The sequence below is a fragment of the Variovorax boronicumulans genome (assembly GCF_029892485.1).
Lineage (GTDB): Bacteria > Pseudomonadota > Gammaproteobacteria > Burkholderiales > Burkholderiaceae_C > Variovorax > Variovorax boronicumulans_B.
Genome location: NZ_JARXVG010000035.1, coordinates 1 through 4,397 on the forward strand (window position 1 = coordinate 1; position 4,397 = coordinate 4,397).

General features: G+C 62.6%; 1 protein-coding gene. It reads left to right on the top strand.

What is annotated here, in order from left to right; genetic code table 11:
* Positions 1 to 326: 326 nt before the first annotated feature.
* On the top strand, positions 327 to 4,187 hold the full coding sequence (locus M2282_RS30910) for a hypothetical protein (RefSeq protein WP_280812585.1): 3,861 nt from the start codon (positions 327 to 329) through the stop codon (positions 4,185 to 4,187).
* Positions 4,188 to 4,397 lie beyond the last annotated feature (210 nt).

A 4,397-nucleotide genomic window follows, 5' to 3' on the forward strand; every position in this document is an offset into this window, starting at 1 on the left:
ATTGCCTCGGTTCCCAACATAGACGGGGGCACGATGCTTGTTAAATCACAGACTGTGCGGCGGGCTACCGCGCGAGCGGTTTAGTCCTGGGGCCCGTTACAGTCGTTCAGATCCTCGACGAGCAGCCGCTCACCATGCGCAAGTTGAAGGACCGGTTTTGGGAAGAGCGTCGGACGACTATGCGCCCAACGCGGACAATCTCTTGCTATGGCGTGCTGGACACCGACCCGAGAGGTTCGGCCTAGAGCCCTAAGTAATCTCGGCGCTTCCCGGTGCGTCGACAAATCATGTTTACCGGCTCGGTGTTGAGTCGGCTCAACTCGGACATGGACATGACAGAAGACCCGAGATGGAAGGCAAGTCGGGCCGGTGCGCGCGCTGGGCGGGGATTTCGTTTTCAGGACGCCGCCGGTGCATTCCTGCTTGCCGAGCAATGGGTGGCCGGACAATCCGCACGCCTTGTGCCCGAGGGACTGGACGACCTGAACCTCTTTGCCGCCTCAATTGAGACTCGCATTCAGGCGAAGTCCAGGCACGACCCCAAGGCCACGTTCACTGCGGCCGAGGTCGCGCAATACCTCCTGAAGGCGGCTGGCACCCTCACTGCGCAAGAATGGACCGAAGGACAGGTGCGGCTGGCCGTCTTTCTCGAACGGCCCGTGCAAGACCTGCAAGCTCGCTCATGGGCGAGACCACTGGCCTCCTGCGACGACGTAGCGCCGTTGCGGGAATCATTGGCTGACGAAGTCACGGGGGAAGAGCTCTTTACCATCAAGCAGTTGCTGGAGCGTTCATTTCTCGTCGTCGAAAATTCGCCCTTGGACCGGGCGGTGGATTTCTTTCACGCGAAGCAAGATATTCCCGCATTCGCGGGCCGCATCGCCGCGCATGAGCTTCGCCACAGAGTGGGTGTCGGCGCCGACGACAATTACCTGCGCCCTTCTACCGCACCTTCGAGCGTAGACACCACCGATGTCGTCACCACACTAGAGCGTGTCCTGCTCGCCACTCACGAAGGTGGCCTGCACCGCGCTGTCCAGGACGGGCTGTGCGAGGTGGTCAACTTCTCGATTGCCGTACAGGAGCCCGCGTTCTACAGCGGCGTGAACGTCGTGCCTGGGCACGTCGCAGCCGGCCTCGTCTTCGATCGGCCACAGGTCGAATCGGAGATCGACCAGGCCTTTGGAGGTCGCAACGCCGTCCTGATCGCAGGCCCCTCAGGCAGCGGAAAGTCGGCAAGCGCCTGGCTCTATGCGCACGCCAGAAGGCACGAGGTGATCTGGTATCGCGTGCGCGGCCTGGCCGAGGGCGACGAGCACCTTTTGCTGCGATTGGCTGCGGCCAACGAAGCGAGCGCAGACCGTCCGGTCGGCTTTGTTCTAGACGACGTCGGCCGGAATTTTTCAGGCACGTGGGATGCGATCGCGCGCGAGACAAACCAAAAGTCGGGCGTCATACTCTTAGGCACGATACGCGAAGAGGACCTCGATCTTGTCGCCGATTTGCGGGATGCGGCGACGGTCCGCCCACGTCTCGACGAGGAACTCGCGCAACGCTTGTTTGCCGAACTTGCGCGGCCTGAACCGGCTCCCTTTCACCACTGGCGCGAACCGTTCGAGCAAAGCAACGGGCTGCTGCTTGAGTTCACCCATCTGGTGACACAGGGAAAGCGCCTGGAGGCAGTGCTCAGGGATCAGGTGCGCCAGCGCTTGGCCGAGCACCGGGACGACGAGTTGCTGATCCTTCAAGCGGTTTCGTTTGCTTCGCGCTTTGGGGCAACGCTCAGCGTCGAGCGTCTGCGCGAGCGCACGCGGCTGGCGGCGCCCTCCTTTGCTCGGGCCATGAATCGCCTGGTCGAAGAGCATGCTGTCCAATGGATCGGCGAGCATCGCATCGGCGGCTTGCACGAGATTCGCTCTCGCCATCTCGATACACTTGTTCGCGAGACCTTGCGAGCCGACGAAGCGCAGTCGCTGCACCTTTGCGGCGCCGCTGTCGACTATGCGGACTTAGCGCGATTCGTCCTGCAGGCGCTACGGGAGATGCCCTCCCTGCAACCCTTCCTCGTCGACGCGCTCGCGGACGTGTTAGCGGAGTCCCCCATTGCGGCATGGACGTCGGCCTTCCATGGCTTGGGCCTTGCCACCTGCGACCTTATCGCGCGCAACTGGATGGACATATGGAAGCAGACGGAAATCGAGGAGCGGTTCGCCAGCTTCGTCTTCGGCTTTGTACTTGCGAGTTCCGACCTCGAGGGTTTCGAGGGTTGGGACAAGATTCGTGAGGCCGCGGGGCGCTTTTCCGATACCCAGGCGGCGGACCTGCGCGTTCAGTTGGGCGCGCGCCTGGCGCGTGCGACGCCCGCGGGCAGGTGGACACTGCAGGAAGTTTTCGAATTTGTCGCGGCCCTCGTGCCGTTGCGCGGCACGAGCGTTCACCCGCCGATCCCTGCATGGCTGGCCGACACGGCCATCTCAGATGCCCCCGTAGCCAAATTGCTGGCACTAGTGAGTGTGGTGGGCGAATGCGATGCCGTGGCTGCGGCGCAGTTGCTACAAGCACAAGGCGGCGCCCAGGTTCTGCTGGATCGGCTGCATGCCGAGACTCCTTGGCTCACCAAGCCCACGCTCGTGCTGGAGGACGGAAAGCAGGTCATTCGGGCCAACTTTAGGCTCATCAACGATGACGTGTCCGAGGGCCACGAGGCTCTGCATGAACGGAGCCTCGCGCTTTGCGAGTTGCTCGTGGCAGCGGTGCCCGAGGCGCAGGCGACGGCAGTCGATGCGGTCCTTCCAGACGGGCAGCCGATGACTGTGGGCGACCTCACCTTTGGGCAGGTTCGGCCCGAGCGCAAGTACATCGTGACACCGGCTCGCGTGTCGTGGACTCGCGCGCAACTTCGCGCCGTGCAGCAACTGTGCGAAGTCGACAGCCAGACCGCACGCGCGAACAGCCTGGCGATTGCCATGCAGGAAGTCACCACGCAACTGGAGCAAGTTGCCGAGTGCTTCTGCCGTTTAGAGGCGGCACCCACCCTACTGCGGGGCAGGGCCGGCATTCGGCGCTTTCTCACAGGCATGGTCCGCTCGGGTCGCGTCGATGGGTTCACCAAGGGGCCGCTAGATCAGGGCAGCTATGACACTCTGGACGATGCAACAGAGCTGGTCCGGGACATCGAGGGACTCACGCGGGAGTTGTTGGACAAGGTGGAGCGGCCCCTCCTGAGCGCTTCCCAAGCCGCCAAGCTCGTGTCCAAGGTGAAGCAGGCAAAGGCGTCCGGCTTATGGAGCTACACGGACCTCGCGCAGAAGATCGACTTTGACAAGGCGGCTTTGCTCCTGCAGTCGATCGCGCACGTGCTGGCGGACATGGCTGTGTGGCCATCCAAGTCTCATGCCAGTCGCGCGGACCTTGCCAAGAGGTCGCGCAAGCATTCGGCGCTCAGTGCCGCCAACGATATGGCGCTGCGGCGCGCGTCGCAGGCTGTCGAAGAGCGTCGCGCGCAGTTGCAGGCGCAGTTTCGATCGGTGCGCGACGGCTCGAATGTGATTTCGCGCATGGAACCGTATGACACGCTGTGGCCGGCAGCCTCGTTCGCCGCCGTTGTACCTTGCGATAGTTTGGTCGACTTTGTGAAGTTTCTGGCCGAATACGTGGCTGCGCACGACTGGCAGGGATCGGAAGACCGCACGGCCATTCCCCTGCTGCATGGCAAGTTGTTGGGGAGGCACGCGGTGGGCGGCATGTCGCTTCCCCTGCCGCGACCAGAGATCGTCTCAGAATGGCGAGCCCTTCTTCCATACCCTATCCTGGAAGAAGTCGCCGGCCCTGCGTTTCTCAGCACGCTCAATGCATGCTTCACTGTCTCGTCCATCCTCACGGCCATGGACCGGCCATTGAATGAAGCAGAGACGGCGGCGCTTGTGGCTACCCTTGACCAACTCGACCAGCGCTTTCGCGCGTTCACGGCACTCAATCCCGGTGATGACGCCATGATCGAGATGGCGAGTCAAAAGCTGGCCGAGCTTGTGGGGCAAGTCCTTCGTGAAGTGGAAGACCCGGGCAACGGGTCTTCGTTTTCGTTGGACTTCCTGCCCTATCTCAGGGGCCAGTTCGAAGGCATCGGCCGGGACATCTTTTTAATCTGCTCGCTGCTCTGCGACTGGGACGCGGTCCGGCAGCCATAGTTGTAGCGCCGCACACCTTCGCCAACCGGGGGGACTCGTGCGCGCGCACACTTCTGTCGGCGTGAGGGCCGGCGACCTTGCTGCCGCCGGCAAGTTGCTTTGAGATCTGACGTCCGCTTCTCTGATCGGGCCGTTTTGTCAAGCGCAGAGTATCTCGGACTTTGGTTTCGTTGAACAGAACGTCTCGGTGCAGTTCACGCTTCTCTACGC

Bases quoted from the DNA above. Each gene is read 5' to 3' on its own strand.
- M2282_RS30910 (WP_280812585.1), top strand. From the start codon at position 327: ATGGACATGACAGAAGACCCGAGATGGAAGGCAAGTCGGGCCGGTGCG.